The 26,169-nt window shown below is 74.5% G+C and carries 23 protein-coding genes and 1 pseudogene; 12 read left to right on the top strand and 12 right to left on the bottom strand.

Annotation, left to right across the window (positions count from 1 at the left end):
- Positions 1 to 123: 123 nt before the first annotated feature.
- A complete protein-coding gene (locus tag ACIBPC_RS03240; protein ID WP_398840910.1) occupies positions 124 to 1,467 on the top strand; it encodes an MGH1-like glycoside hydrolase domain-containing protein in 1,344 nt (447 codons plus the stop codon).
- Between the two features lie 59 nt (positions 1,468 to 1,526).
- A complete protein-coding gene (locus ACIBPC_RS03235; protein WP_398840908.1) occupies positions 1,527 to 3,443 on the top strand; it encodes a glycogen debranching N-terminal domain-containing protein in 1,917 nt (638 codons plus the stop codon).
- 451 nt (positions 3,444 to 3,894) lie between these two features.
- Here ACIBPC_RS03235 and dusB read toward each other — a convergent pair whose 3' ends face one another.
- On the bottom strand, positions 3,895 to 5,034 hold the full coding sequence (gene dusB, locus ACIBPC_RS03230) for a tRNA dihydrouridine synthase DusB (RefSeq protein WP_398840906.1): 1,140 nt from the start codon (positions 5,032 to 5,034) through the stop codon (positions 3,895 to 3,897).
- 166 nt (positions 5,035 to 5,200) lie between these two features.
- On the opposite strand from dusB, the gene ACIBPC_RS03225 reads away from it, so the two are divergent.
- Positions 5,201 to 6,460, top strand: coding sequence for a methyltransferase domain-containing protein (locus ACIBPC_RS03225; RefSeq protein ID WP_398840905.1), 1,260 nt, complete (start codon positions 5,201 to 5,203; stop codon positions 6,458 to 6,460).
- 75 nt (positions 6,461 to 6,535) lie between these two features.
- Here ACIBPC_RS03225 and ACIBPC_RS03220 read toward each other — a convergent pair whose 3' ends face one another.
- A complete protein-coding gene (locus tag ACIBPC_RS03220; protein ID WP_362955862.1) occupies positions 6,536 to 7,918 on the bottom strand; it encodes a glycine--tRNA ligase in 1,383 nt (460 codons plus the stop codon).
- A gap of 180 nt (positions 7,919 to 8,098) precedes the next feature.
- Between ACIBPC_RS03220 and ACIBPC_RS03215 the strand changes: the two genes are divergently transcribed.
- The 5 genes and pseudogenes from ACIBPC_RS03215 to ACIBPC_RS03195 all read left to right on the top strand — a co-directional run bounded on the left by ACIBPC_RS03215 (position 8,099) and on the right by ACIBPC_RS03195 (position 11,814).
- The gene (locus ACIBPC_RS03215) at positions 8,099 to 9,133 is read left to right on the top strand and encodes a metal ABC transporter substrate-binding protein (RefSeq protein ID WP_398840903.1); all 1,035 of its coding nucleotides are present in this window, start codon (positions 8,099 to 8,101) and stop codon (positions 9,131 to 9,133) included.
- Positions 9,134 to 9,200: 67 nt separating this feature from the next.
- Positions 9,201 to 9,962 carry a metal ABC transporter ATP-binding protein gene (locus ACIBPC_RS03210; protein WP_398840901.1) on the top strand — a complete coding sequence of 254 codons (762 nt, stop codon included), beginning with the start codon at positions 9,201 to 9,203 and terminating at the stop codon, positions 9,960 to 9,962.
- Positions 9,963 to 9,972: 10 nt separating this feature from the next.
- A complete protein-coding gene (locus ACIBPC_RS03205; RefSeq protein WP_398840899.1) occupies positions 9,973 to 10,851 on the top strand; it encodes a metal ABC transporter permease in 879 nt (292 codons plus the stop codon).
- 127 nt (positions 10,852 to 10,978) lie between these two features.
- The gene (locus ACIBPC_RS03200; RefSeq protein ID WP_362955851.1) at positions 10,979 to 11,395 is read left to right on the top strand and encodes a Fur family transcriptional regulator; all 417 of its coding nucleotides are present in this window, start codon (positions 10,979 to 10,981) and stop codon (positions 11,393 to 11,395) included.
- 54 nt (positions 11,396 to 11,449) lie between these two features.
- Positions 11,450 to 11,814: pseudogene (locus ACIBPC_RS03195) on the top strand (SAM-dependent methyltransferase).
- A gap of 15 nt (positions 11,815 to 11,829) precedes the next feature.
- Here ACIBPC_RS03195 and ACIBPC_RS03190 read toward each other — a convergent pair.
- The 3 genes from ACIBPC_RS03190 to ACIBPC_RS03180 form a co-directional block, all read right to left on the bottom strand.
- Positions 11,830 to 13,029: a lanthionine synthetase C family protein gene (locus ACIBPC_RS03190; RefSeq protein ID WP_398840897.1), complete on the bottom strand. Its 1,200-nt coding sequence runs from the start codon at positions 13,027 to 13,029 to the stop codon at positions 11,830 to 11,832.
- A gap of 717 nt (positions 13,030 to 13,746) precedes the next feature.
- Positions 13,747 to 13,968: a hypothetical protein gene (locus tag ACIBPC_RS03185; RefSeq protein ID WP_362955845.1), complete on the bottom strand. Its 222-nt coding sequence runs from the start codon at positions 13,966 to 13,968 to the stop codon at positions 13,747 to 13,749.
- A gap of 149 nt (positions 13,969 to 14,117) precedes the next feature.
- Positions 14,118 to 14,693: a DUF1697 domain-containing protein gene (locus tag ACIBPC_RS03180; RefSeq protein WP_398840895.1), complete on the bottom strand. Its 576-nt coding sequence runs from the start codon at positions 14,691 to 14,693 to the stop codon at positions 14,118 to 14,120.
- Positions 14,694 to 14,791: 98 nt separating this feature from the next.
- Between ACIBPC_RS03180 and ACIBPC_RS03175 the strand changes: the two genes are divergently transcribed.
- Entirely contained in the window at positions 14,792 to 16,024 is a 1,233-nt protein-coding gene (locus ACIBPC_RS03175) for an MFS transporter (RefSeq protein WP_398840893.1), read from the top strand.
- Positions 16,025 to 16,256: 232 nt separating this feature from the next.
- On the opposite strand, the gene ACIBPC_RS03170 is transcribed toward ACIBPC_RS03175, so the two are convergent.
- Positions 16,257 to 17,891, bottom strand: a complete 1,635-nt coding sequence (locus ACIBPC_RS03170; RefSeq protein ID WP_398840891.1) for a hypothetical protein — start codon at positions 17,889 to 17,891, stop codon at positions 16,257 to 16,259.
- Between the two features lie 250 nt (positions 17,892 to 18,141).
- On the opposite strand from ACIBPC_RS03170, the gene ACIBPC_RS03165 reads away from it, so the two are divergent.
- The gene (locus ACIBPC_RS03165; RefSeq protein ID WP_398840889.1) at positions 18,142 to 18,936 is read left to right on the top strand and encodes an ABC transporter ATP-binding protein; all 795 of its coding nucleotides are present in this window, start codon (positions 18,142 to 18,144) and stop codon (positions 18,934 to 18,936) included.
- A 120-nt stretch (positions 18,937 to 19,056) separates the two neighbouring features.
- Here ACIBPC_RS03165 and ACIBPC_RS03160 read toward each other — a convergent pair whose 3' ends face one another.
- Both ACIBPC_RS03160 and recO read right to left on the bottom strand, forming a co-directional pair.
- Entirely contained in the window at positions 19,057 to 19,893 is an 837-nt protein-coding gene (locus ACIBPC_RS03160; protein WP_362955831.1) for an isoprenyl transferase, read from the bottom strand.
- 48 nt (positions 19,894 to 19,941) lie between these two features.
- Positions 19,942 to 20,691 carry a DNA repair protein RecO gene (recO, locus tag ACIBPC_RS03155; RefSeq protein WP_362955828.1) on the bottom strand — a complete coding sequence of 250 codons (750 nt, stop codon included), beginning with the start codon at positions 20,689 to 20,691 and terminating at the stop codon, positions 19,942 to 19,944.
- Between the two features lie 106 nt (positions 20,692 to 20,797).
- On the opposite strand from recO, the gene ACIBPC_RS03150 reads away from it, so the two are divergent.
- Complete coding sequence (locus ACIBPC_RS03150; RefSeq protein WP_362955826.1) at positions 20,798 to 22,066, top strand: PP2C family protein-serine/threonine phosphatase; 1,269 nt, start codon at positions 20,798 to 20,800, stop codon at positions 22,064 to 22,066.
- On the opposite strand, the gene ACIBPC_RS03145 is transcribed toward ACIBPC_RS03150, so the two are convergent.
- Both ACIBPC_RS03145 and ACIBPC_RS03140 read right to left on the bottom strand, forming a co-directional pair.
- Positions 22,023 to 22,766 (bottom strand): TetR/AcrR family transcriptional regulator, encoded by a 744-nt coding sequence (locus ACIBPC_RS03145; protein ID WP_398840887.1) that lies wholly within the window; start codon positions 22,764 to 22,766, stop codon positions 22,023 to 22,025. The genes ACIBPC_RS03150 and ACIBPC_RS03145 overlap by 44 nt on opposite strands.
- Positions 22,767 to 23,229: 463 nt before the next feature.
- Positions 23,230 to 23,685: a DoxX family protein gene (locus tag ACIBPC_RS03140; RefSeq protein WP_398840886.1), complete on the bottom strand. Its 456-nt coding sequence runs from the start codon at positions 23,683 to 23,685 to the stop codon at positions 23,230 to 23,232.
- A 5-nt stretch (positions 23,686 to 23,690) separates the two neighbouring features.
- On the opposite strand from ACIBPC_RS03140, the gene ACIBPC_RS03135 reads away from it, so the two are divergent.
- A complete protein-coding gene (locus ACIBPC_RS03135) occupies positions 23,691 to 24,188 on the top strand; it encodes a MarR family winged helix-turn-helix transcriptional regulator (RefSeq protein WP_398840885.1) in 498 nt (165 codons plus the stop codon).
- A 25-nt stretch (positions 24,189 to 24,213) separates the two neighbouring features.
- On the opposite strand, the gene ACIBPC_RS03130 is transcribed toward ACIBPC_RS03135, so the two are convergent.
- A complete protein-coding gene (locus tag ACIBPC_RS03130; protein ID WP_362955815.1) occupies positions 24,214 to 24,897 on the bottom strand; it encodes a response regulator transcription factor in 684 nt (227 codons plus the stop codon).
- On the bottom strand, positions 24,894 to 26,168 hold the full coding sequence (locus tag ACIBPC_RS03125) for a sensor histidine kinase (protein ID WP_398840884.1): 1,275 nt from the start codon (positions 26,166 to 26,168) through the stop codon (positions 24,894 to 24,896). The genes ACIBPC_RS03130 and ACIBPC_RS03125 overlap by 4 nt, the downstream gene beginning before the upstream one ends.
- Position 26,169: the final 1 nt, after the last annotated feature.

Genomic DNA, 26,169 nt, shown 5'->3' with positions numbered 1-26,169 from the left:
GTGCGGTAGATATTACAGCGGTAGTTTTGCGTGTTAAGCAGACGTAACCCTGCGGTACCTTCGACAAAACAAACGGGCGCCGTGGCGGTGCGGCGACAAGGCAGACGTCCACTCGGAGCTGACGTGGAAAGCGCTGATCAACCCCCCAGTACGCACGAACCTTCAGACAACGCTGCATACAACGGCGCCCGGCGCGTGCTCGAAGGCAACTGGACGGGCTCCTCCACCGTCCCGTCCCGCGCCCTCTACCCGCACCAGTGGAGCTGGGACTCGGCGTTCATCGCCATCGGCCTGCGGCACTACGCGCCGGTGCGCGCCCAGCGCGAGCTGGAGACGCTGCTGACCGCCCAGTGGGCGGACGGCCGTATCCCGCACATCGTGTTCAATCCCACAGTCCCCCTCGGTGCCTACTTCCCGAGCCCCGACTTCTGGCGCTCCTCCTCCGCGGGCGACCTCGCCGGAGCGCCCACCGCCGTGGAGACGTCCGGCATCGTCCAGCCCCCCGTGCACGCGCTCGCCGCACTGCTGGTGCACGAGGCGGACCCCGCCGAGTCGGAACGCCGCGGCTTCCTCCCCCATGTCTACCCACGTCTGGTCGCCTGGCAGCGGTACCTCACCGAGCGCCGCGACCTCGGCGGGCGCGGCCTCGCGTCGATCGTCCACCCGTGGGAGTCCGGCATGGACAACAGCCCGTGCTGGGACCCGCCGCTCTCCCGCGTCGAACCGGCCGCCAGGGGAACGTTCCAGCGCGCCGACCTCGACCACGGCTGCCCCGCCGACCGGCCCACCGACCTGGACTACTGCCGCTACGTCCGCCTGGCCGCGACCTACCGCGACCACGGCTACGCCGACGGCCCCGACACCGCGCTCTTCGCCGTCGAGGACCCGGCGTTCAACGCGCTGCTCATCGCCTCGGAGCACGCGCTCGCCGGGATCGCCTCGGCCATCGGCGCCGACCCGTCCGACCACCTCGTGCGCGGCGAGCAGCTGACGACGGCCTTCATCAAGCGGCTGTGGGACGAGGACACCGGCCTCTTCCTCTGCCAGGACGTGATCGGCAACGAGCCGGTCCGCGAGCGCGGCGCCTGCGGCCTGCTGCCGCTGATCCTGCCGGGACTGCCCGAGGAGGTCGTGGCGCCGCTGCTCGCCACCCTCGCGGGAGAGCACTTCGGCCTGGGCACGACGACCCGGATGGCGCCGAGCTACGACCTGCGGGGCGCGGCGTTCGACCCGGCCAGGTACTGGCGCGGACCGGCCTGGTTCAACGTGAACTGGCTGCTGGAGCGCGGCCTGCGGCAGTACGGCGCGACGGCGGCGGCGGACGCGCTCGCGGACACGATGCTGGCGACGGCGGTGTCCTCCGGCTTCGCCGAGTACGTCGATCCGGTCTCGGGTGAGGCGCGCGGCAGCCGTGACTTCAGCTGGACCGCCGCGTTGGTTATGGACCTGGCCGTCCGGTCGCGCTGAGCGGCCGGGAGCCGCGCCGGGGGGCAGAAAAAGTGAACAGGGTGAACAGGGGAGACGCAGTGACGACCAACCAGCAGTGTCTGCTCGTCCGCGACGGGACCTTCGTCGCGGTGGGGCCGGCGGGCGACATCACCGGCGAGCGGGGGGCGTGGCCGTACGGGCTGTTCGCCCGCGACGCGCGGCACCTCAGCCGCTGGCAGCTCACGCTCGACGGCGGCACGCCCGCCGTGCTGGTGCCCGCCACGCCGGAAGGCCCTGGCGCGGACACGGCGACCGCCGTCCTCACGCCCCCCGGCGGACGCACGGACGCCCCGGCGCTCACCGTCTTCCGCGCCCAGACCGTGACAGGCGCGGGCCTGACCGAGCGGCTGGTGCTCAGCAGCAACACCGGGGACGCCGCCGAGGTCCTCGTCGCCCTGACGGCGGACGCCGACTTCGCCGACCAGTTCCAGCTGCGCGCCGACCACCGCTGGTACGACAAGCCGCACGCCGTACGGACCCGCGCCGCCCGCGAGGACGGCGTGGAGTTCGGCTACCGGCGGCGGGACTGGCGGGCGCGGACCGCCGTGAGCGCCGAGCCCGCGCCCGACGCGGTGCAGGAGACGGGCAGCGGCGCCCGCCGCCTGTGCTGGCGCGTCGCGCTGCCGCCCCACGGCTCGGCCGAGCTGACGCTGCGCGTGACCGCCGTGCCGCACGGCGCCCCCGCCCCGGCGGGCGGCCGCCCCGCCGCGCCCCCGGTCCTTCCCGCCCCGGCGGAGCGCCCCGAGCTGGCCCTCGCCTGCGAACGCGGCCACGCCGACCTGCTCTCCCTCCTCGTGCCCGCCACCGGCCCCGACGGCGAGGCGCTGCGCGTACCGGCGGCGGGCGTCCCCTGGTTCGTCACCCTGCTCGGGCGGCACGCGCTGATCACCTCCCTGTTCACGCTGGACAGCCACCCGGAGCAGGCCGCAGCGACGCTCCTCGCGCTGGCCGCCGCGCAGGCCACGGACGAGGAGCCCGCCCGGATCGGCGAGCCGGGCAAGATCGTGCACGAGCTGCGCTCCGGCGAGCTGGCGCACTTCGACCAGGTGCCGTACGGGCGGTACTACGGCTCGGTGGACAGCACGCCGCTGTTCCTCATGCTGCTGGGCGCCTACACCGCGCGCACCGGCGACGAGAAACCGGCGCGCCGCCTGGAGCGCCAGGCGCGGGCGGCCGTGGAGTGGATGTTCGCCTACGGCGGCCTCGACGCGCGCGGCTACCTCCTCTACCACGCGGACGAGGGCGGCCTCGCGAACCAGAGCTGGAAGGACTCGCCCGACGCCATCTGCTTCCGCGACGGCAGCACCGCGAAGGGCCGCATCACGGCCGCCGCCGCGCAGGGTTACGCGTACGCGGCGCTGCGCCGTACGGCACGCCTGGCGCGCACGGCGTGGGGCGACGCCGCGTACGCGGACCGGCTCGACGGCGCGGCGGACGGCCTCGCGGCGCGCTTCGCCCGTGACTTCTGGCTGCCCGAGGCGGACTTCCCGGCGCTCGCGCTGGACGGCTCGGGCACGCCGGTGGACGCCCTCGCCTCGGACGCGGGGCACCTGCTGTGGACGGGCATCCTGGACCGCGAGCGCGGCGCGCGCGTGGGGCGGCGCCTCATGGAGCCCGACTTCTTCACCGGCTGGGGCATCCGCACGCTGGCGGCGGACCAGCCCGCGTACCACCCGCTCGCGTACCACCGGGGCACGGTGTGGCCGCACGACAGCGCGGTGGCGGCGCTGGGTCTTGCGCGGTACGGGCTGCGGGCGGAGGCGGAGACGGTCGTCGGCGGCCTGCTCGACCTGGCGGCGCGGACGGGCTACCGGCTGCCGGAGCTGATCGCGGGCTACTCGCGGGCGGAGCACGCGCAGCCCGTGCCGTACCCGCACGCGTGCTGGCCGCAGGCGTGGGCGGCGGCGTCGCCCTTCGCGCTGGCGACGGCGCTGACCGGCGGGGACGCGACCTGACGGACGCACGGGCAACGGTGCAGAAAGGTCACGGCACCCGCCTCTCCCCCGCCCCACCAGGGGCGGGGACGCACCGACCGCCTCTGATCCCGCCAGACGCCACCCCGGAGCACCGGGCACAGGCCGCAGCCCCGCCGCCCCCTGGATACGGCCGGGCCCGCCCGATGCCAGGACGAGAAGGATCGCCTCCTCACCCATAGCCCGAACCACCGCACGCCACGGACCTGTTGCCCCATGGAGCACCGTGCCCCCGGCAGGACGCTGACCCGACAGCCCCGGCGCCGCCCCTGGCAACCGCTCGGCCACGGGACACGGCCGGGCAACGCTCCCGCACCGGCGGGGAGCCGGTAGAGGGCACCGTCCGCCATCGGCCACGCCCACGCGAACGCCGTGGCGCGCCGCCGCCCGCCGGAGCCCCGTGGGTGCCGGGCGGCGGCCGGTGGCGTCGTGCTCAGCCGCCCGAGGTGTCGTCCTCGGCGCCCTCGCCCGGCACGGGGCAGGCCTGCGGGTCGTCCAGCCAGCCGTCGGGCAGTGCGACGCGGTTGCGGCCCGACGTACGCCCCCGGGGGCCGTCCGCGCCGGCCGGCCACGGCTGGTCCAGGTCGAGTTCGCCGAGCAGCGCCGCCAGTTCGTCGAGCGACGCGGCGACGGCCAGCCTGCGGCGCAGCTCGGAGCCGACCGAGAAGCCCTTGGTGTACCAGGCGACGTGCTTGCGGAAGTCGATGACGCCGCGCGACTCGTCCTCCAGCCACTCCCCCAGCAGCCGCGCGTGCCGCAGCATCACCTCGGCGACCTCCCGCAGCGACGGCCGCGCGTACCCGTCCGCGCCGCGCCCGTCGAACGCCGCCACCAGGTCACCGAACAGCCACGGCCGCCCCAGGCAGCCGCGCCCCACCACGACCCCGTCGCAGCCGGTCTCGCGGACCATGCGGACGGCGTCGTCGGCCGACCAGATGTCCCCGTTGCCCAGCACCGGGATCTCGGGCACGGCCTCCTTCAGCCGGGCGATCGCCGACCAGTCCGCCTCGCCCCCGTAGTGCTGCGCGGCGGTCCTGCCGTGCAGCGCGATCGCCGTTACGCCCTCGTCCACGGCGATACGACCCGCGTCGAGGTACGTGAGGTGGTCGTCGTCGATGCCCTTGCGCATCTTCATGGTGACGGGCAGGTTCCCCGCGTTGCGGACGGCCTCGCGCAGGATGGCGCGCAGCAGGGGCCGCTTGTACGGGAGGGCCGAACCGCCGCCGCGCCGCGTGACCTTGGGGACGGGGCAGCCGAAGTTGAGGTCCACGTGGTCGGCCAGGTCCTCGTCGGCGATCATGCGCACGGCGCGCCCGACCGTCTCCGGGTCCACGCCGTACAGCTGGATCGAGCGGGGCTTCTCCGCGTCGTCGAAGTGGACGAGCCGCATCGTCTTGTCGTTGCGCTCCACGAGCGCGCGCGAGGTGATCATCTCGCTGACGAACAGGCCGCGCCCGCCCGCGAAGTCGCGGCAGAGCGTGCGGAAGGGCGCGTTGGTGATCCCGGCCATGGGGGCGAGGACGACGGGCGGATCGACGGTGTGCGGCCCGATCCGCAGCAGCGGTGCGGTCATGGCCCCATTGTCCCCCCTTCCCGGCCCTTCCCCCGTGCGGGTCGTCCCCGGCCGGTGCAGCAACGATTCAGCCCGGAGGGGCGTCCACCCGGCGACTCTGCGCATCGTTTTGAACACATAACGTGATGGGTAGCGTCCAGTTCAGTCGAGTCGGGGGAGCTTCCCAATGCCAGAGCCGGCCGCGCAGCGGCAGCAGAAACACAGGTCGCCGATCGGGGACGACGGGCACCAGCCGGGGCGTCCCGTGCCGCCGCCGTCCGAGCCCGGGCCGGGCCGGGGCGGGCAGGGGAACGCGGCGGCCGAGCGGCTCGTGACGCAGGTGCGGCACCGCCTCGGGCGGCCCGTGCCGCCGGAGTGGACGGCGGCGCTGCGGGCCGTCCCGCGCGACGTCTTCCTGCCGGGGACGGTGTGGCTGCGCGACGGCGAGGGGGGCTACGAGGTGTGCGACCGGGCCGCGCACGCCGAGCGCTGGTGGGCGGCCGCGTCCGCCGACGAGCCGGTGGTGACGCGCCTGGACACCGAGCCGGACGGCTGGCAGCGCCCGGTGTCGTCGCTGTCCGCGCCGAGCACGGTGGTGCGCATGCTCGACTCGCTGGCGCTGTGCGACGGGGCCCGCGTCCTGGAGATCGGCACGGGCGTCGGCTTCACGGCCGCCCTGCTCGCGCACCGCCTGGGCGACGCGAACGTGATCAGCCTCGAACTCGACGCGGACCTCGTGGAGACGGCGCGCGGCAACCTCAAGCTGCTCGGGCGCGGGCCCGCCGTGGAGTGCGCGGACGGGGCGCTCGGCTGGCCGGACGGGGGGCCGTACGACGCGGTGTTCGCGACGTGTTCGGTGCGCCGCGTGCCGGGGGCGTGGCTGGAGCAGACGCGTCCGGGCGGCCGGATCGTCGTGCCGTGGAGCACGGCGTGGTGCGCCTTCGGGACGGTGACGCTGACGCGGCGGGACGGCGGGGGCGCGGACGGGAGGTTCACGTCGGGCGGCTCGTACATGCCGCTGCTGGACGCGGGGGACGCGGGCCCCGGGCGGGTGGACGAGCCGCCGCGCGCGAGCCGTACGGGCCTGTCGCCGTGGGCGGTGGCGGGCGAGGACTACACGGCGCAGTTCGCGGTGGGGGCGTGCGTGCCGGGGGTGCGGCACGTGTGGGACGGCGATCCCGAGCCGAAGGGCGTGCGGGTGCGGCTGTGGCTGGAGGAGGAGGCGGGCGGCTCCTGGGCGACGGTGGACGTGCGGGACGGCTCCGTGGGCTTCGTGGTCGCGCAGTACGGCCCGCGGTCGCTGTGGGACGAGGTGGAGACGGCGTGGCACTGGTGGGACCACCACGGGCGGCCGGCGCCCGACCGGTTCGGCATCACGGCGGCCCGCGACGGGCACACCCTGTGGCTCGACACCCCGGCCACCCCGTGCCCGCGCGCGGCGGCCTGAACGCGCGGGCCCGCCGGACGCGAGGCGCGTACGGCGGGCCGGGGGCGTGCGGGGTGCGGCGCGTGCGGCGGCGGTTCAGCAGCCGAGGAGGCGCCCGCCGAGGTAGGACTCGACCTGGTCGAGCGAGACGCGCTCCTGCTTCATCGTGTCGCGCTCGCGGACGGTCACCGCGTTGTCGTCCAGGGTGTCGAAGTCGACGGTGACGCAGAACGGCGTGCCGATCTCGTCCTGGCGGCGGTAGCGGCGGCCGATGGCGCCCGCGTCGTCGAACTCGATGTTCCAGTGCCGGCGCAGCGCCGTCGCGAGGTCCTTGGCCTTCGGGGACAGCTGCGGGTTGCGCGACAGCGGGAGGACGGCGACCTTGACCGGCGCGAGGCGCGGGTCGAGCGTCATGACGACGCGCTTCTCCATCTTGCCCTTGGCGTTGGGCGCCTCGTCCTCGTGGTAGGCGTCGAGCATGAACGCCAGCATGGCGCGGCCGACACCGGCGGCGGGCTCGATGACGTAGGGGGTCCAGCGCTCGCCGGCCTCCTGGTCGAAGTAGCTGAGGTCCTGGCCCGACGCCTTGGCGTGGGCGCCGAGGTCGTAGTCCGTGCGGTTGGCGACGCCCTCCAGCTCACCGAACTCGGAGCCGGCGAAGTTGAAGCGGTACTCGATGTCGGCGGTGCGCTTCGAGTAGTGGGACAGCTTCTCCTTCGGGTGCTCGAACCACCGCATGTTCTCCTCGGACAGGCCGAGGTCGCGGTACCAGTTCCAGCGCTGCTCCATCCAGTACGTCTGCCACTCCTCGTCCTCGCCCGGCTTGACGAAGAACTCCATCTCCATCTGCTCGAACTCGCGGGTGCGGAAGATGAAGTTGCCGGGCGTGATCTCGTTCCGGAACGACTTGCCCATCTGCGCGATGCCGAACGGCGGCTTGCGGCGCGACGTCTGCTGGACGGCGGCGAAGTTGGTGAAGATGCCCTGGGCGGTCTCGGGGCGCAGGTAGGCGATGGAGCCGGTGTCCTGCGTCGGGCCGAGGTGCGTGGACAGGAGGCCGGAGAACTGCTTGGGCTCGGTGAAGACGCCCTTGTTGCCGCAGTTGGGGCAGTTGAGGTCGGCGAGGCCGTTGGCGGGGAGGTGGCCGTGCTTCTCCTCGTACGCCTCCTCCAGGTGGTCCGCGCGGAACCGCTTGTGGCAGGAGGTGCACTCGGTCAGCGGGTCCGTGAAGGTCGCGACGTGGCCGGAGGCCTGCCAGACCTCGGTGGCCAGGATGACCGAGGAGTCGATGCCCACCACGTCGTCGCGCGAGGTGACCATCGCGCGCCACCACTGGCGCTTGATGTTCTCCTTCAGTTCCACGCCGAGCGGTCCGTAGTCCCAGGCGGCACGCTGCCCGCCGTAGATCTCGCTGCTGGGATAGACGAAGCCACGGCGCTTGCTGAGGCTGACGATGGTGTCGATCTTGTCGGCGGCCACGGTGCTCTCTTCGGGACGAAGGACGACGTTGGAATTGGATCAGGTTACCGGCGTCCGAGGGGGCGTCGGCAAATCGGCGGGGTGCCCGCCGGACAGCGCCGCGCGGCCCGGGAGAGGCGGGTGTCACATTCCTCCCGACCCATTTGACAATGATTGTCATCTGATTTGAAAATGGTCGTCATGAGCAGCCGTCGCGTTGGTACGCGTTCCCGTTCCCGATCCCGCTCCCGGATAGCCGGCTCCGCGCTCGCCGCGGGCGCCACGGCCGTGGGGCTCCTCGCCCTGACGGCCTGCGGCTCGGACGACGGCGGGGGCGGAGGGGACGGCGCGGGCGGCGACCGGCTCGACGTGGTGGCCTCCTTCTACCCGATGGAGTTCCTGGCCGAGCGGATCGGCGGGGACCATGTCTCGGTCTCGACGCTGACCGAGCCCGGGGTGGAGCCGCACGACCTGGAGCTGTCGCCCCGGCAGACGGCCAGGGTGAGCGACGCGGACCTGGTGGTGTACCTGGCGGGGCTTCAGCCGACCGTGGACGACGCGGTGGAGACGGCGGGCGTGGAGCACGTGGCGGAGGCGACGTCGTTCACCACGCTTGAGGAGCACGGCGACGACGTCGACGGCCACGGGGACGAGCACGGCGACGAGCACGCCGAGGAGGGCCACGAGGGGCACGACCACGACCACGAGGGCGGCGACCCCCACATCTGGCTCGACCCGGCCAAGTACGCCGAGGTAGCCCAGGGCGTCGGCGACGCCCTCGCCGACGCCGACCCGGACCACGCCGCCGACTACGCGCGGAACACCGAGACGCTCGTCGCGGAACTGCACGCGCTCGACGACGAGTTCGCCACGGGCCTGGAAGGCCGCACCTCCGACACCTTCATCACGACCCACGCCGCCTTCGGCTACCTCGCCGAGGCGTACGGTCTGCACGAGGAGGCCATCACCGGCATCGACCCCGAGTCGGAGCCGAGCGGCGCGCGGATGCGGGACCTCCAGGAGATCGCGGAGGCGGACGGCGTCACCACCGTCTTCTTCGAGACACTGGTCAGCGACGACACCGCCAGGACCCTGGCGGACGACCTGGGACTGCGCACGGCCGTGCTCGACCCGGTGGAGGGCATCACGGACGAGTCCCCCGGCGCCGACTACCTCTCCGTGATGCGGGCCAACCTGGCCGCCCTCCAGGAGGCCCTGGGCGTCCCGGCCGCCTGACGGGGGCCGGACGAGCAGAACGGCGGACAGCGAGCGGCCCGAGGGCCTGAGGGAAGGGGAGACGACCATGGAGTCCGAGCCCGTCATAGCCCTGCGGGGCGTGCACGCCGAACTGGGCGGCCGCCCGGTGCTGCGCGGGGTGGACCTGACCGTGCGGCACGGCGAGGTGGTGGCCCTGCTGGGCGCGAACGGGTCGGGCAAGTCGACCGCCGTGCGCGCCGCGGTGGGCCAGGTCCCGGTGAGCGGCGGCGAGCTGGCGCTGTTCGGGACGCCCGTGCGGCGGTTCCGCGACTGGCGGCGCGTCGGGTACGTGCCGCAGCGTTCGACGGCGGCGGGCGGCGTGCCCGCGACCGTCCGCGAGGTCGTGCTGTCGGGGCGGCTCGCGCTGCGGCGGCTGCGCCCGCTGGGCCGCGCCGACCGCGCCGCCGTGGACCGGGCGCTCGGTCTGGTGGGCCTCGCGGACCGGGCGCGCGACCCCGTGGCGTCGCTGTCCGGCGGGCAGCACCAGCGGGTGCTGATCGCGCGGGCGCTGGCCATCGGCCCCGAGCTGCTGATCATGGACGAGCCGCTCGCGGGCGTGGACCTGGCGAGCCAGCGCGTGCTGTCGGGGACGCTGCGGACGCTGACCGCCGAGGGCGTGTCCGTGCTGCTGGTGCTGCACGAGCTGGGCCCGCTCCAGCCGCTGATCGACCGGGCCGTGGTCCTGGCGCACGGCCGCGTGGAGCGGACGGTGGACCACCCGGCGCAGCTGCCCGAGAGCCACGCCTGCCACCCGGCGGACGAGCTGCCGCCGTCCGCCGAGCCGTCGCTCCAGACCGGAATCCTGTGAGGCCCCGCTGATGTTCGAGGTGCTTGACTACGCGTTCATGCAGCGGGCGCTGCTCGCCGCGCTGCTGATCGGCTTCGCGGCGCCCGCCGTCGGCATCTACCTGGTGCAGCGGCAGCAGGCGCTGATGGGCGACGGCATCGGCCACGTGGCGCTGACCGGCGTGGCGCTCGGCTTCCTGCTGAGCGCGAACCCGGTGTGGATGGCCGTGCTGGTCTCGACGGTCGGCGCGGTGGCGATGGAGCTGCTGCGGTCGTCGGGGCGTGCGCGCGGCGACGTGGCCCTCGCGATGCTGTTCTACGGCGGCATGGCGGGCGGCGTGATGATCATCAACCTGGCGCCCGGCGGTTCGACGGCGAACCTGACGTCATACCTGTGGGGGTCGGTCACGACCGTCTCCGAGGCGGACATCGCGGCGATCTGCTGGCTGTCGGTGTTCGTCCTGGTGGTGACGCTGGGGCTGCGGCGGCAGCTGTTCGCCGTCTGCCAGGACGAGGAGTTCGCGCGCGTGACCGGGCTGCCGGTGCGGACGCTGAACCTGCTGCTCGCCGTCACGGCCGCCGCGACCGTCACGGTGGCGATGCGCGTCGTGGGGCTGCTGCTGGTGAGCGCCCTGATGGTGATCCCGGTGGTCGCCGCCCAGCAGGCGACGCGCGGCTTCGTCATGACGCTGGTCCTCGCCATGGTCTTCGGCGTGCTCGTGTCGCTGTCGGGGACGGTGACCTCGTACTACGCCGACGTGCCGCCGGGCGCGACGATCGTACTGATCGCCCTGGGGCTGTTCCTGCTGGTCTCGCTGCTCGCCCTGCCGCTGGCCAGGAGCCGGGCGCGCAGGCAGGCGGTACGGGACGCCGCGCCGGTGCCCGAGCCCGCGGGGGCGCCGGGGGCGTAGGCCGCCGGATCCGCGCCGGGGGCGGGCGGCAAGGCACGCCGCTACCAACTGTGCCCGTCACTGTCAGAAGGGCTACCCTGGCCACGCGGGGTCGGGCCCGGGGATGCTGCGAGCCGAGGAGGCAGACGTGGAGACGGTGGGACCACCGGTACGCGGTCGTTCGACGCGCCAGCGCGCGGCCGTCGCGGCGGCGCTCGCGGAGGTCGACGAGTTCCGCAGCGCGCAGGAACTGCACGACATGCTCAAGCACAAGGGCGACTCGGTCGGCCTGACGACCGTCTACCGCACCCTCCAGTCCCTCGCCGACGCGGGCGAGGTGGACGTGCTGCGCACCGTCGAGGGCGAGGCCGTCTACCGGCGCTGCAGCAGCGATGACCACCATCACCACCTGGTATGCCGTGCCTGCGGCAAGGCGGTGGAGGTCGAGGGTCCGGCCGTGGAGAAGTGGGCCGACGCGATGGCGCGCGAACACGGCTTCGTGGACGTGCGGCACACGGTCGAGATCTTCGGCACCTGCGGGGAGTGCGCGGCCTCGCGTTCCTGACGCGGGAGAGCCGCGGCGGGGGCGACGCCCGGCCGGGCGGCCGCGGCGCAGGCGTTGCGTATCCCTCCGCACGCGCGGACCGTCGCGCAGGGCATCAGGCAGTGGCTCGACATCGACACGGGCATACCGACGCCGCCGAACGTCCACGAGATCGCGCTCTCCTCGGCAGCACGCCGGAGGGCCGCACCGCGTACGTCCACGCGGACGCGACCCGGCCCGGGACGATCCTGGCGGCGCCCGCCGCCCTGAGCCCGAACGCGCTGCCGCACTTCCTGCCGGGCGATCCGGCGGACGTCGTGGGCCCGCTGCCGTCGGGGAGCGCGCCGGCGCTGACGCACGCGACGCGTGACCTGGCGCCGCTGGCGCCCGCAGGACATCGGGGGCGGGAGCGGCGCTCGGGGTGTGGGACGCGGAGGTGAGCGTGTGGGCGGGCGTCAGGTGAGCAGCAGGGCCATGTCCCAGCCGCGCGCGGCCGGGCCGCCGCCGGACGCGTAGGAGTCGAGGGCGAGGCAGACACCTGCCGCGCCGTCCAGGAAGGACGAGAGGTCGGCCGGGGGCCCGCCGGGGCGGGGGAAGCGGTAGCCGAAGCGTGCCCTGGGGTCGTGGTGCGCCAGGACGACGGAGGCGATCTCGTCCTGGAGGAGCGGCAGCCGGTGGTCGTCCAGGTGGGCGCCGAGGAGTCCCGTGATGTGCAGGACGCCGCTCCAGCCGTGCCGGATGCCGGGGTCGTCCAGGCCCCACTTCTCGGGCTCCTGGGTGATGAGCGGCAGCAGCGCGCGGTGGGCGAGGGTGTGCCAGTCGGGGCGGTCGAGCGCGAGGGCGGCGAGCTGGACGGCGCGGGCCATGCCGGGGGCGCCGTCCGCCCAGGTGGGCGGGTTGGGCGCCGGGGAGAGGTGGCGCGGTCCCGCGGCCCAGTCGTCGAGGGTCAGGTGGGCGGGCCACAGGATGCCGTCGCCCTGGGGGACGGCCCAGTCGGTGAGGAGGCCCACAAGGTTCTCGACGGCCTCGCGCTGGCCGTCGAGGACGGTGCCCGCGCGGTGGGCGACGGCGAGGAGGGCGAGCGGGCCCGTGATGCCGTGGGCCAGGCCGAGGTCGAGACGGCCCGTGGGGGCGGACCACCAGGCGGGGACCGTTCGGCCGCGGTGGCGGATCGTCTGGCGGCTGAGGGTGATCAGGTGTGCCAGGACGGCGTGCAGTTCGGGCGCGGAGGCGTCGCCGCGTGCGAGGAGGTAGCGGCCGGTGCCGGTGAGGCCGTCGAGGGCGCCGAACGGGGTGCCGGGCGCGCCGGGCGGCCTCGCGGGCGCGGCGCGGGCGAGGCGGCGGTGGTGGGCGTCGAGCCGTTCGAGGGCGCCGAAGTGGTCGCCGGTGGCGCGGTGGGCGACGAGGAGGGCGAACGCGGGGGTGCCGTGGCCGTCGTGCGCGCCGGTCGCCGCGGGCGCCGGGGCCGTGCCGGCGAGGTCGAGGTACCGGCGGGCGAGGCGCGCGTACTCGGCGCCGCCGATGGGGCTGCCGCTGAAGGCGAGGGAGACGCCAGGGGCGCCGTCCGGGGCCGTACCGGCGGGGTCGGCGAGCGTGCCGCGGATGCGGGCCGCGACGGTACGGGCCTGGTCACGGTGGCGCGGCGCGGGGTGCACGGTGCCGGCTGCTCCTCTCCCCCGGGGCGGCACGACGAAGGGTGGCGGGCGGTTCTCCGCCCGCCACCCTCCGGTGACAAATGATCAGCTTCAGCCAATGATGCCGATGATGCCGATGATGCCAATGATCGAGTCGCGGGAGGAAGCCATAGTCAACACTCCTAATGTGATTGGAATTTGCATGCGCTGTGCTGCATGCGTAACCGTAGTTGGTGGAGTGACGCCTGCGCTAGATCGGCCTGGACCGGATTTGAGTCACGTTCGTCACTCCCGCGGGACCGTACCCGGGTGGCGTTTCGCGTCGGCGCCGCCACGCTCCGCGCTACGCCCGTAAACCCCGGCGTGCTGCGCTGCGTTACCTCGCCGAGATCAGCGCCCTGACGGGCCGGTGGCGTCCGGCCGGTGGCCGGTCGGGGAACGCCGGAAGGCTTGTTGAAGCCATGCCAGATCGGACGCGACTGGATTCTTATGTTTCCTGTTCTTGGCAACACTGCTATTTAACGCAGTGGTTACGGAGAGGCGGCGACTTCCGCCCGGACGCGGTACGCGGCGGCATGGCCGAGTGCCCTCACGCCCGTCCCGGTGAGCGGTCCGCGCACCCTCGTCCGGCCCCTCGGCGGACGGCGTCTCCGGGGCCCGCGGGCAGCGCGAAGCCGCCGGGGACGGCGTGGCAGGTGACGCGCCCGGCGGCGAGTCGGTGGTCGCTACGCGGCGCGCTCAGCGCTTCCCGGCGGGCGGCGGTTCCGGCTCAGGGGTGTCGGGCGCTTCCGGGGTGTCGGGCGCGTCGGCGGCGCCCTCGGCGCCGCCCGGCACCGCGCGGCCCTCCCAGCCGGGCAGCACCCGGCCGCACACGGCGTGGGTCCACAACTCCGTGTCGGACACGGTCCACGCGCGCAACGGCGCGCGCCCGAGCCTGCCGACCGGCTTCCGCCACACCACCCCGTACTCCTCCTCCGCACCCGCGCCGAGCGGCCCTGCCGGGCCCCGGGTCTACCAGTGTGCCAAGTCAACAGGCCGTGTGCGTACGGGACCTGACGTACCGTCGCCCGGCGAGCGGGTGATCGGTTCCGTCGGGAGCCGACGTGCCGTCAGGGCGCGGTGAGTTCGGCGAGGCGGCGGACCGTGTTCCAGTTCCGGCTGGTGGCGACGACGCCCTCGCGGGCGGGTGTCGCCCTGGCGAGCACGTCGGCGAGCCGGGAGCGGCCGATGCCGTCGGGGGCGAGGAGGTACAGCGCGCGGTCGCCGAGGTGGAAGCGTTCGGGGAGGTGGGCCGCGGTGTCGACGGCCGCGAAGCGCGCGGGGTCCACCGGGCGGGAGAAGTACGTGACGTGGAGCTGCCTGCCCTCCGGCGCCTCCGCGGCGAAGGGGCAGGCGTCCACGACCGACGCGAGGTAGGCGTGGTCGCGCACCACGACGCCGACGGGGAAGCCGAAGCGCTCCTCGACGGCCGCCGCCAGGCGTGCGGCGAGCGCCGCGTCGGGGTCGCCGCCCGCGTCGGCGGCGGGGGCGTCGAGGACGACGTTCCCGCTCTGGAGGTGGGTACGGACGCGCCCGTAGCCCCGCTCGGTGAGCAGGGCGCGCAGCTCGGCTATCGGGACCTTGCGGCCGCCTCCCACGTTGATCCCGCGCAGCAGCGCGGCGTACGTTGTCGTTCCCGTCGGCATCGGCCCAGCCTAGGCGCGCAGGCCGGGCACTCCTGTGGTCCACGTCACATCGGTCCGTCTTGACCTTCACATCAATGTCAAGGTTTGAGCATCGGGGCATGACAGGACAGAGAACGCCCCTCGGGACCGCCGTCGCCGAGGGGAAGGGGCGCGAGAAGCTCCCGCTGCGCGCCCTGCTGGCGCTGACGACGGCCGTGTTCCTCACCGCGCTGACCGAGACGCTCCCGGCCGGGGTGCTGCCCGCCATGAGCGGGGACCTGGGCGTCGGCGAGTCCGCGATGGGCCAGGCCGTGACCGTGTACGCGCTGGGGACGGCGCTCACCGCCATCCCGCTGTCGGCGGCGACCGCCGGATGGCCGCGCAAACGGCTGCTGCTCGCGGCGATGGCGGGCTTCGCGGTGGCCAACACGGTGACGGCCGTGTCGGCGAGTTACGCGCTGACGATGGTGGCGCGCGGCGCGGCCGGGGTCGCGGCGGGTCTCGCCTGGGCGCTGCTGGCCGGGTACGCGCGGCGGATGGTGCCCGTGCCGCTGCAGGGGCGGGCCATCGCGGTCGTGATGACGGGTGTGCCGGTGGCGCTGTCGCTGGGGGTCCCGGCGGGGACGTACCTGGGCGAGACGTTCGGCTGGCGGGCGGCGTTCGGGCTGATGACCGCCGTCGCGGCGGGGCTGCTGGTGTGGATCGCCGCGCTGGTGCCCGACCGGCCGGGCCCCGGGCGGGGCGGTTCGGCGCCCGTGCGGGCGACGCTGGCGCTGCCGGGGGTGCGGCCCGTGCTCTTCGTGACGCTGGTCTACGTGCTGGCGCACAACGTGCTGTACACGTACATCGCGGCGTTCCTCGACCGGCACGGGATGGGCGGCTCGACGGATGTGGCGCTGCTGGTGTTCGGTGTGACGTCGATGCTGAGCATCTGGGTCGTGGGGGCGCGGATCGACCGGCGGCTGCGGCTGCTCGCAGTGGGCGGGACGGTGCTGTTCGCCGTCGCGGTGACGCTGCTGGCGGTGGGGGCGGGGAGCGCGCCGCTCGTCTTCGTGGCGGTGGGGCTGTGGGGTCTGGGCTGGGGCGGGGCGCCGTCGCTGCTCCAGACGGCCGCCGCCGACGCGGGCGGGGACTCGGCGGACACGGCGCAGGCGGTGCTCGTGACGCTGTGGAACGTGGCGATGGCCGGGGGCGGCGTGGTCGGCGGGGTGCTGCTGGGCGCGGCCGGTACGGGGGCGCTGGCGTGGAGTGTGCTCGTGCTGCTGGCTCCGGCGCTGGTCGCCGTCGTCGCGGCGCGGACGCACGGCTTCCCCTCGATACGCCCCGGCGTCACTCTTCCGGATGAAGATTAGCTACTCTCTGTAGTCATTGTGGGCGGCGTGGGGCAGGCTGGTCACGCACGGGCACCGGAGGGGGTGCCGGGAGGGGGAGGAGCGGGCCATGGGAACGGCGAGCGCGTGCGAACCGCGCGGCTGTGCGCGGCTGTTGCTGTCGATCGGGCTTCCGGCGCCGCCGGGGAGGTCCCGGCCCGGCGGTGTGGGGGGTGGAGGTCACCGCCGGGCCGGGGTGAGGGTGGGGTGGTGGTCAGGGGGCTGCCTGGAGCGTGCTCAGCGAGTGTGCGTAGAGGACGCGCCCGCAGGGGGTGTTGCCGGATGCCGCGCAGGACGTGTCGGCGGTGTTCTCCGCGTGTTCGGAGACCGACCACAGGCGGGGCGCCCTGCCCGTCGCGCGGCCGTGCTCGGCGTACAGGTCCTCGGGGCCGACGGCCGTGCGCAGTTCTCCGCCGGTGCGGGTGAGCCGCCCGCCGGTGATCCTGGCCCGCCACACGCTGCCGTTGCTGTACCGGTGGCTCTGGTTGAAGTACCAGGTGCCGTCCTGCCGCGCGACGCCCTGCACCTGGTGGACCGGCAGGAAGTAGCTCGTGTTCGCCGCCACCGGGCCGGAGCGGCGTTCCAGCTCCGCGACGGGCCAGGAGCCGGTGCGGCCGAGCGAGGGCAGGCCCGACGTCGGCGCGCAGTACTCGCCCGCCACGAGCTGGTCGGTGCCGGTGCGGTCGAGCGAGAGGTACGAGATCCGGGGCGCGCCGGTGTCCGCGCAGGCGCTGGACGACCCGGAGTTGTACTGCGTCGAGGACAGCTGCCAGGTCGCGACCTGCGGCATGACATAGCGGTAGCCGTAGGAGTACCAGACGCTGTTCTGCCGCCCGACCTGCCGGTTGTCGCGGACGTTGCTGCGCAGGCCGTCCGGGGTGCGGTCGTCCACGGAGGCGTCCTGGTCCGGGTTGAGGTCCATGATGTAGCGCATGTCGAAGACCCGGATGCCGTTGAACGTGTCGGCGACGTACAGGTAGTTGCCGTACCAGACCATGCCGCCCGCGTGGATGCCGTTCTGCATCGGGCTCTCGCTCGCGTGGACGGCGTCGAAGGAGATGTTGTCGTACGAGTTGTAGTACGGCCAGACGAGGAGCACGTGCCGGTAGGCACGCGCGGCGGGGTCGATGAAGGTGACGCGGACGCCCTTCTCGTTGCACGCGTCGTTCTCGCCGGACGTGCAGCCGTTCTCGCGGCCGGGGTTGCTGTTGTCGTACCAGCCGGTCAGCACGGTGCGGGTGGCCGCGCCCCACGCCTCGTCCTCCTGCGCGTCCGAGACGCCGGTGACGGCCTGGGGTATCCATTCGGTGGTGACGGAGTCGTCCTGCTCGAAGCAGTACCGCTCGACCGTCGCGACCGGCGGCTTCAGCGCCGGGTTCGTGCCGGAGACGGGGTCGCCGCGCCCGAACGGGTCGGGGCACGAACCGCCGGTCTCCAGCGTGCGGTTGGCCTGCGCGAGGAGGTCCTGCACGCCCTGCTTCGGCAGCGCCGCGTCCAGGGCGGCCACCCGTCCGCTCAGGTCGCTGCCCGCCGCCAGCGCGTAGTCGCCGGCCGGCGCGGGGGCGCCGGGGCCGGGGAACGCCTGGGCCGCGGCCGCCCGTTGCCCCGGCGAGAGGGTGCCGCGCTCCGCGAGCGGCTCCTGCGGCCCGGAGCCCGTCGGCGGCCCCGGATCGCCGTCCTCGGCGCCGGACGGCGCGGCACCGGGCGGGCCGGCCCCCGGTGGTCCCGTGTCGGCCGCTCCCGCGGTGGCGGTGGGCGCCAGGGTCCCGAGGAGGGCGAGGGTGAGAGCCGCCGCGGCCCCGGCTAAGGAACGGCGCGTACGGAGGGCACGGCCGATGTGTACGGTCATGTGTTCGCCCTTCGAAAAGATACTCACGGGTAGAGAGCGAGTACAGAATGGCATGACCTTGACAATCAGAGAAGACCGCACGCCCCCGCGCGCTCCCCCGCCCCGCCCGTCACCCCTTTCCCGGACGCCCCCGCGTTCCCCCCGGTTTCCCGGCGCTCCCCCGCGTGGCGACCGGCCCCGTCACGCTGGGATAGATTGTTGCGAGGCGCACACAATCAAGTCCCGGGCCGCTCCGGGATCGGGAGGGAACATGGACCGCCCCGTGGTCGTCCAGCTCGACGACGTCAGCGTCCGCCGCTACACGACGGGCCAGGTGATCCTCGACGGCGTGTCCCTCACCGTGCGCGGCGGGGAGCACTGGGCCCTGCTCGGCGCGAACGGCGCGGGCAAGACGTCCCTGCTGCGGCTGGTCGGCGCGGTGTCCCACCCCACCACCGGCACCGCCAGGGTCCTCGGGCACCAGCTCGGCCGCGTGGACGTGCGCGAACTACGCGCCCGTCTCGGCCATGTCTCCTCCGCGCAGCGCGTCCCGGAGCAGGAGACGGCGCACACCGTCGTCCTCACCGGGGCGAGCGGCACCATCCAGCCGCTGTGGCGCACGTACGACGACGCCACGCGCGAGCGTGCCCGCGCGCTCCTGACCGAGCTGGAGTGCAAGGACTTCGCCGACCGCGAGTACCGGGTGTGCTCCGGCGGCCAGCGCGCCCGGATCCTGATCGCCCGCGCCCTGATGCCCGACCCGTCGCTGCTCCTGCTCGACGAGCCGTTCAACGCGCTGGACCTGCCGTCGCGCGAGGACCTCGTGGACGCGCTCACCCGCCTGGCGGCCAACCGGCCGGAGCTGACCACCATCACGGTCACGCACCACCTGGAGGAGCTGCCGCCGACGACGAGCCACGCCGTGCTCCTGCGCGACGGCCGCGTCCTCGCCGCGGGGGCCGCCGACGACGTGCTCACCGGCGAGCGGCTGACCGCCTGCTTCGGACGGCCCGTCGAGGTGTCCAGGCAGCACGGCCGCTGGCACGCGCGCTCGGGCCGCCCCTGACCCCGCCCGTGCCCCCGCACGCCGCGCGTCTTCACCCGGCGTCCACCGCACGGCGGCGCCCCCGGCCCCCGCCGTTCACCGGCGGGAACCGGGGGCGCCCATGTCTGCTTCCCCGTGTGCTCAGCCGCCCTGCGCCTGCGGCGGGATCTCGTTCGGCATCGCACCGCCGAACCGGCGGTCGCGCGAGGCGTACTCGACGCAGGCGTCCCACAGGTTGCGCCGGTCGAAGTCGGGCCAGAGCACGTCCTGGTACACCATCTCGGCGTAGGCGCTCTGCCAGAGCAGGTAGTTGGAGGTGCGCTGCTCGCCCGACGGCCGCAGGAAGAGGTCCACGTCCGGCATGTCGGGCCAGTACAGGTAGCGGGACAGCGTCTTCTCGTTCACCTTGTCCGGCGATATCCGGCCGGCCCGCACGTCCTCGGCGAGGCGGGCCGCCGCGTCGGCGATCTCGGCACGGCCGCCGTAGTTGATGCACATGTAGAGCGTCATGACGTCGTTCTCGCGCGTGCGCTCCTCGGCGGTCTGGAGCTTGCGGACGACCGACTTCCACAGCCTCGGCTCACGCCCGGCCCACCGGATGCGCACGCCCATGGCGTCCAGTTCGTCGGTGCGCCGGTCGATGACCTCGCGGTTGAAGGCCATCAGGAAGCGCACCTCCTCGGGGGAGCGCCGCCAGTTCTCGGTGGAGAAGGCGTAGAGCGACAGGTTCTTGATGCCCAGCTCGATGCAGCCCTTGACCACCTCGATGACGACGCTCTCGCCGACCTTGTGCCCCTCGGTGCGCGGCAGGCCGCGCTGTTTGGCCCACCGGCCGTTGCCGTCCATCACGATGGCCACGTGCCCCGGGACCAGTTCGCCGGGCAGCTTGGGGGGGCGTGCGCCGGACGGATGCGGTTCGGGGACGCGGTGGTCGCGACGCTGCCGGGGACGGGAAGACAGCATTCCGCGGGGGGCCATAGGGGAACTCCAGTTGTCGGTTCGATCCTGCCGCCGAGGGTAGCCCTCTCAGCCCTTCTCCACGAACCGCAGCGAGCGCAGTCCCCGCTCCAGATGCCAGTGCAGGTACGCCGAGACGAGGCCGCTGCCCTCCCGGACATGGCGGGACTCCGCGGCGTCGGCGGTGGCCCAGTCGCCGGTCAGCAGCGCGCCGAGGAGCCGCAGCGCGTCGCCCGACGGGACCACGCTGCCCGGCACCCGGCAGTCGCCGCACACGGCGCCCCCGGCCGCGACCGAGAAGAAGCGATTCGGCCCGGGGAGTCCGCAGCGCGCGCAGTCGTCGAAGCTCGGCGCGTAGCCGCCCACGGCGAGCGACCGCAGCAGGAACGCGTCGAGCACCAGCCCCGGGGCGTGCGCCCCGGCGGCCAGGGTGCGCAGCCCGCCGACGAGCAGCAGGTACTGCTGGACGTTGGGCTCGCCCTCGTGGTCGGTGAACCGTTCCGCCGTCTCCAGCATGGCCGTGCCGGCGGTGTAGCGGGGGTAGTCCCCGACGATGTCGCGGCCGTACGGCGCGATGGTCTCGGTCTGGGTGCACAGCGGCAGGCTCCGCCCCACCAGCGCACTGCCCCGCGCGAAGAACTGCACGTCGACGTGCGTGAACGGCTCCAGGCGCGCGCCGAACTTCGACTTGGTACGGCGCACGCCGCGCGCGACGGCGCGCACGCGCCCGTTCCCGCGCGTGAGGATCGTGATGATCCGGTCCGCCTCGCCCAGCTTCTGGGTGCGCAGCACGATGCCGTCGTCGCGGAACAGGGTCATGCCGCCATTCTCGCGCATGCCCCCCGGCGCCCGCTGCGTGCCCTGGACGGCCCACCGGCCCCCGCCCCGCCGGGCGGGGAGCGCGCCGGTGCCGGATGGTGGAGGGGTGGAGGACCGCACGGTGTCGCTGCGGATGGCCAGGTGGCGCCGTCGCAGACGGGAGTTCCGGACGGCCCGGCCGCTCCAGGCCGGGCGGTGGAACCTGTCCTGGCTCCTGCCCGCGCTCCTGCTGATCGGCATCGTCGTCGGCGACTGGAACTCGTCGGGCGACTTCCGGGTGGTCACGTGGATCGTGCTGGTGCCCGGTATCGCGGCGGCGCTGTGCGGCGTGGTGGTGACCGCGCTGTTCGCCGCCGCGTCGGCGGCGAGCTACTGGGTGCTGGACAACGCCTGGGACTACCACTTCCAGCAGGGCGAGGCGGACTTCTGGCTGGTCGTGGCGGGCGGGCTGCTCGGCGTGCTGGCGGCCTGGCTGCGCAAGCGCGCGTACACGAGGCTGCTGAGCCTGGAGAGCGGCGCGGAGGCGACGCGGCTGGCCGTGCTGCGCCCCCTGCCGACCCACACGGGCGACCTGCTGCTCGCCAGCGCCTACCTCGCGGCGGACGTGGACGCCCAGGTCGGCGGCGACTTCTTCGACGTCCAGCCGTCCCCGCTCGGTACGCGGGTGCTGCTCGGCGACATCCAGGGCAAGGGCGCGTCGGCGGTGGACGCGGCGGCGGCGCTGCTCGGCACGTTCCGCGAGGCCGGGTACTACGAGGAGTTCGAGGTGGTGGCGGAGCGCCTGGACAACCGGATGCGGCGCCACAACCAGTACAGCTCCGAGCTGGGCCAGCCGTTCGAGCGGTTCGCGACGGCCCTGCTGATCGGCTTCCCCGCGGCGGGCGAGGACTGGATCGACGTGGTGAACTTCGGCCATCCCGCGGCCCTGGTCGTCGGTCCAGGCGGGGTGCGGTCGCTGCCGGAGGGGACGGGTCCGCCGATGGGCCTGTCGCTCGTGACGGGGGAACGGCCGCCGGTGCTGCGGGTGCCGTTCTCGCGCCGGGACACGCTGCTGCTGTTCACGGACGGGGTGACGGAGGCGCGCGACCGGGCGGGGACGTTCCTGCCGCTCGGCGAGCGGCTCGACCAGTACCTGGCCCGCGACGGCGACACCGCCCCCGCGCCGCTGGTCCGCGCGGTCGAGGACGCGGTGATGTGGCACACGCACGGGCGGCTGGCGGACGACACGGCGATCCTGGCCGTCACGCTGGCGCCGGGCGGCGGCTTCCGCTCGCCCGGCGAGACGACCCCCGACCCGGCGCCGCCCGACTACGGCCCGGACGGCCCTGACATCACGGGCGGACCGCGTCCGGCGCGGCGAGACCGAGAGAGGTGACGAGCGCCAGCATCTCGGCGCGGTAGAGCTTGCCCGGCTCGGTGGTCTGGGTGCGCAGGTGGCCGTAGACCTCCAGGGAGACCAGCCCGTGCATGCGGCCCCACAGGCGCAGGCCGAGGGCGAGCGCGGCGGGCGGCAGCTCCGGGTGGTCGGCGCGCGCGGCGTCGGCGAGGTGCGGGTCGAAGTCGGACCAGTCCCAGGCGACGTCGGGCTGGAGCGGCTCGGCGTGGGGCCAGGCGGCGGCGGCGAGGTCGCTGATCCCGGCGCAGGCGCGCCGTTCGGCCTCGGGCGCGGCGCCGCCCTCGGGGACCTGGTAGCCCGCGACGGGGTCGCCGTAGACGAGCCGGAAGCCCTCGGGGTGGGCGAGCGCCCAGTCGCGGAACGCCCCGGCCCACGCCATGACGCGTCCGGCGGTGTCCTCGGCCGGGAGGGCGTCGCGGGCGGCCTCGACGGTGTCGGCGAGCGCGCCGTAGATGTCGCGGACGAGGGTGGTGATCAGGTCGTCGCGGGTGGCGTAGTAGCCGTAGATCGCGCCCGCCGTCATGCCCATCTCGCGGGCGATGGCGCGCAGCGAGATGGCGTCGGGGCCGCCCTCGGACATCAGGCGGAGGGCGACGGCCTTGATCTCGGCGCTCGTCTCGGCGCGCAGTCTGGCCCGCCGCGTGAGGCCCTGGCGTCCTGCGGTGGCGCTGTGCTCCATGCGCGCCAGCTTACTGGGCGGTCGCCGCCGTTCCGGAAGTGAACGGCATGGGGTGACCGATCACCGTTCAGCGGCGGCCCGGCTGTCCGGCTGTCCGGGACCCGGCGGCCGTTGCCCCCGCTCCCCCGCGCCGAGCGGTCCCGACGGCGGTCGGCCGGGCCGGGGACGGTGACCCGTGCCTGACCGGCGGCCGGGACGGCGAGGGCGCCCCCGCGCCGCGCACGTACGTCGATGCGGCCGGTGGCACCACCCCGTGGAGGAGAGGCGATGACCGTCATGGACGGCGGGCCGGTACCGGGATGCCCGAACCGAGGAGCGCCGCGTGGAGCCGGCGCCGGACGGCTCGCCCGGCTTCCGTCTCCGTCCCTCGCCGGGCGGCGGGGGCTGTCGAGGAGCCGCGCACGGGCGGGGCAGACCGGCGTTACGTCATCCTGCCGGACCGGGCGGGCCCCGCCCGCGCGGGTCACGAGGCGAGGGCGAGCGCGAGGGTGGCCGTGTTGAGCGCGACGAAGCCGATGGCCAGACCGAACTGCGCCGAGAAGTCGCGGGCGTGGACGTGCACGCCGATCGCGCACAGGAAGTAGAGGGTGAGGCCGAGGGCCGCGGCCGGACCGATCAGCGGGACGCCGAGCAGCCCGAGGAGGAGTCCTGCGGCCCCCGCCAGCTTCAGCGTGCCGATCGGGAAGACGAGCCACGACTCGGGGACGCCCGCGCGGGCCATGCCCGGGAGGATGGCGGGGAGGCGCAGGACCGCGCCCACGCCCGAGAAGCCGTTGGCCAGGGCGGCGAAGAGGGTGACGACCAGGTGTGCGGTGGAGATCGGAGTGCTCCTTCGCTCCGGGCGTGGGCGGCGCGCGGGCGCGCCGTACGGTGGTGCGGGCGCACCGTCACCACGCGAACGAGATAATACGAGGAGCATAACGTATGAGTTCCGTATCACCTGAGGGTGGGGAGCCGGCACGACGGCACCGGCGGGCCACGGTCGAGGTGAAGGGGTCCCTGCGCGCCCTCCAGAGCCGGCTCGCGCTGCTCGGCCACCAGGTCGGCACCCGCCTGAAGCTCCGCGGCGCGGACCTCGACTGCCTCGAACTGCTCGCCCTGGAAGGCCCCCTCAGCCCGAGCGCCCTCGCCCGCCGCGCGGGGCTGCACCCGGCGACGATGACCGGCGTCCTCGACCGGCTCCAGCGCGACGGCTGGGTGGTCCGCGAGCGCGACCCGGACGCGGCGGACCGGCGCGCGGTGACCGTGCGGGCCGTTCCCGGCAGGACCGCCGAGGTCTTCCGGGCGTACGGGGGGATGAACAAGGCGCTCGACCGGGTGTGCGCCGACTACACCGAGGAGGAACTGGCGCTGCTCGGGGGCTTCCTGCGCAGGGTGACGGAAGCGGGCGCGGCGGCGGCTGACGAGCTGGCGGACCGCTGAGGGGCGGGGTGCCGGAGTCCGCCCCTCAGCCGCCGCCCGGTGTGATCAGCCCCGACTCGTAGGCGGAGATGACCAGTTGGGCCCGGTCGCGGGCGCCGAGCTTGCCCATGATGCGGCTGACGTGCGTCTTGGCCGTCAGCGGGGACAGCGCGAGCGTCTCGGCGATCTCCCCGTTGTTCAGCCCGCGCGCCACCAGGGCGAGGACCTGGCGCTCCCGGTCCGAGAGCCGGTCGAGCGCCGGGGGCGCGTCCGTCGCGACGGGCGCCGTGGGTGCGCGCAGCGCGCGGGCGATCAGCCGCGCCGTGGGTCCCGGCGAGAGCAGCGCCTCCCCGGCCGCCACGGTACGGATCGCGTCGAGCAGGTCGGCCGGGCGCGTGTCCTTGACCAGGAAGCCCGACGCCCCCGCGCGCAGCGCCTCCACGACGTGCTCGTCGGTGTCGTACGTCGTCAGGACCAGCACGCGCACGCCCGCCAGGTCCTCGTCCGCGGCGATCGCCCGGGTCGCCTCGATGCCGTCCATGTCGGGCATGCGGATGTCCATCACCACCAGGTCGGCCCGGCAGGCCCGCGCCCCCGCCACCGCCTCCCGGCCGGTGGCCGCCTGGCCGACGACCGCCATGCCGGGCGCCGACTCGACGAGCAGCGCGAACGCCGAACGCACCAGCGTCTGGTCGTCGGCCAGCAGCACGCGGATGTCCGGCTCGCTCATCCCACCACCTCCACGACGCGTTCGCCGTCCTCCCCCGGCTCCCCGCCCGGCGCCGCGACGGGCAGGTCGGCCGTCACCGCGAAGCCGCCCGCGCGGCGCCCGGCGGTCAGGACGCCGCCGATGCTGCGGGCGCGTTCGCGCATCCCCGTGAGGCCGAAGCCCGGCGGCTGCGCGGCGTCCCCGCCGTCACGGCCGCCGTCACCACCACCGTCACCACCGCCGTCGTCCACGACCGCGATCCGCAGCGCGGTGTCCGTACGGTCCACGGCGACCGTGACCGCGACACCGGGCCCCGCGTGCCGCACCGCGTTGGTCAGCGCCTCCTGCACGATCCGGTACGCCGCCGCGCCGACCACGGGCGGCAGCGCCTCGGGCACACCCGCCGTCAGCGTCACGCGCGCCCCCGCCTCCTCCGCGTGCCGCACCAGGTCCGGGATGCCCCCGAGCCCCGGCGGCGGCGAGCTTCCCTCCGTGCCCTCGTCGTCCGCCTCGTCGCCGCGCAGGACGCGCAGGGTGGTGCGCAGTTCGGCGCGCGCCTCGCGGCAGGTCTCGGCGATGGCGTCGAGCGCCTCGGCCAGCGAGTGCCGGTCGAGGCGTCCCGGGTCGGTGGTGAGGAGGTGGGAGGCGACGGACGTGCGGACCCCGATGACGGTGATGCTGTGCGCGAGGAGGTCGTGCAGGTCGCGGGCGATGCGCAGCCGTTCCTCGGCGACGCGGCGCGCGGCCTCCTCCTCCCGGCTGCGGACGGCGCGTTCGGCCCGCTCGTTGACGGCGATCACGTACTGGCAGTGCAGCCTGACCAGTTCGCCGAAGATGATGAACGCGAGCACCCATCCGAAGACGCGGAAGACCTCCACCCCGGCAGTGACGTCCCGCCAGAGGAAGACCGACAGTGCGACAAGGACCAGCGCGTGCGCCACAATGACGGTCCGCCAGCGCGGCCCGGCCACCGCGAGCGAGTACACCGCCAGCGCCGTGGCGGTGAACGGCGCGACGTGGTCGTAGTCCAGGGCGTGGAACGCGCCCGCCCCCGCGAAATGCGCCAGCAGTACGGCGAGCGGGGCGCGCCGCCGCCAGACCAGCGGCAGCACCAGGCCGCCGAGCAGCAGCCAGCCCGTTGCGTCGAGCCCCTTGCCGTGGGGCTCGCGCACCAGCGTCGCCAGCGCGCAGACGGTGAAGGTGACGACGGCGACCAGGACGTCTGCCCGGAGGGCCGGGACGGTGCCCGGCTCCTCCGGGTAGAACGGGCGTATCAGCGTGGGCGCGGGCATG

The organism is Streptomyces sp. NPDC049879, from assembly GCF_044461265.1.
Classification (GTDB): Bacteria; Actinomycetota; Actinomycetes; order Streptomycetales; family Streptomycetaceae; genus Streptomyces.
Note: the sequence above shows the minus strand (reverse complement) of the source record. Positions and strands in the feature narration are given on the sequence as shown.